The 1,545-nt window shown below is 38.1% G+C and carries 2 protein-coding genes; both read left to right on the top strand.

Features of this window, described 5'->3' with window-relative positions:
• Nucleotides 1-469: 469 nt before the first annotated feature.
• On the top strand, nucleotides 470-664 hold the full coding sequence (locus tag E4U82_RS19525; protein WP_135111909.1) for a hypothetical protein: 195 nt from the start codon (nucleotides 470-472) through the stop codon (nucleotides 662-664).
• Nucleotides 664-1,269 carry an ATPase gene (locus tag E4U82_RS19520; RefSeq protein ID WP_135111908.1) on the top strand — a complete coding sequence of 202 codons (606 nt, stop codon included), beginning with the start codon at nucleotides 664-666 and terminating at the stop codon, nucleotides 1,267-1,269. The genes E4U82_RS19525 and E4U82_RS19520 overlap by 1 nt, the downstream gene beginning before the upstream one ends.
• Nucleotides 1,270-1,545 lie beyond the last annotated feature (276 nt).

The following is a 1,545-nucleotide window of genomic DNA, read 5'->3' as shown; positions in this document are numbered from 1 at the left end:
ATCGTTGGATGACCCTTAAGGTTTCCTTATGGCCAAACTTTAGACCCGTACATTCGAAAGTTCGTCAGTTCCTTTTCGCGAAAACATTCTCACCTTATCCAGTTTTTCAGCCGTGCGGCATATCCGTCGGCATACCTTCTCCAATGGAGTGGCTTCAGCCTTCGTTCTGCCGAATCACCTGCGCTTCATACCCCAAAGCCTGTCAGCCTTGACGCATGCAGGATTTGTTGACGGGATGGTTTCAGGAAACATGGTTCCATCATTCCCATCCTCCGTTGTAACGTTAGAATTTATTAAAATTCCCCGCATGTTCACGCTTCAAAGCGTTTATAGCGGAACTTGTCGCGCGCCCGTTTGCAGAACAATCATTTTCCGATACTAATTAGTATTGAGGAAAACAATTTGGAAGGCAACAAATATTATAATTAAATCAGCAATCTGATATAATTAAATAAAGGCGGTGATTCCTATGTTAAATCAGCAAAACAATGAATCCAAACGAAAATACGGCTGGATTGACAAATGGGCTAAGATGACCGGTGAGCGAGCAAAAATTGATGCCAAAGCAAATAAGACATATATTATATATGAAAAAAACGGGAAGCTTGTAAAAGAATTTCCTAATGGTAAAATTAGTCCATTCAATAATGATGGTGAATCTTAATGCATACACATCAGCCAATATTCTTTGTGTTTGCAGGTAATAACGGTAGTGGAAAAAGCACTTTTCGCAATTTGATTATCGACAAAATTGGTGTTGATATCAACATTGATGCCGATGCTATTGCACGACGGTTAGATTCGGAAAATCCGGAGGCAAAAAAGGTTGCTGCAGGGAAAGAAGTTATTAAATCGGTTAATGAATATATCAAAGAAGGTAAAGACTTTTCTATTGAAACAACGCTTGCTGGAAAAAATGCACTTAGACAGATAAGCAAAGCCAAAGAATATGGTTATGAAGTGACGATGTTTTACATTGCACTCAATGATGTTAATCAGAATATTGAAAGGGTTGCAATGAGAGTAAAAAATGGCGGTCATCATATCCCAACTGAAGATATTCTCAGAAGGGATAAAACTTCATTTAAACACCTTTATGAATGTGCTCCTATTATTGATAACCTTATTCTAATTGATAACAGTAAAGACGATGGAGAAATAACATTAGAAATAAATGATGGTAAAATAACTTTTGAAGTTAATCAGCTACCTGATTGGGCACTTCCTTTATGGCAACAATTTCAAAAAAAACCACCAACAGAACTATAACCAAAACCGATTCTCTACTCCCGGAAAATTGGTTTTGGTCATAAAAATTTTGGGTTTATCAAATGTTACTTATTTTCCAGGTTAGTTAGCAATAGGTAAGCCTTTGAAATTATCTCCAGCTTTTCCCCTGCTTAACAAGGAGCGTGCAGGTTTCCCCGCACTCTGCGCTCCATCTAACTGAATCTACTAGATGATAAGTTCCTCGTTAACTTCAGACAAGAGGAAAACTATCGTCCAAATAGAAAGCGCTTGCCTGAAAGCTCGCGCTGTGTAAAA

The sequence above is a fragment of the Lentibacillus salicampi genome, from assembly GCF_004565465.1.
In the GTDB taxonomy this organism is placed as follows: Bacteria; Bacillota; Bacilli; order Bacillales; family Amphibacillaceae; genus Lentibacillus; species Lentibacillus salicampi.
Note: the sequence above shows the minus strand (reverse complement) of the source record. Positions and strands in the feature narration are given on the sequence as shown.

Coding starts and splice junctions, on each gene's coding strand:
- E4U82_RS19525 (WP_135111909.1), top strand. CDS start 470: ATGTTAAATCAGCAAAACAATGAATCCAAACGAAAATACGGCTGGATT.
- E4U82_RS19520 (WP_135111908.1), top strand. CDS start 664: ATGCATACACATCAGCCAATATTCTTTGTGTTTGCAGGTAATAACGGT.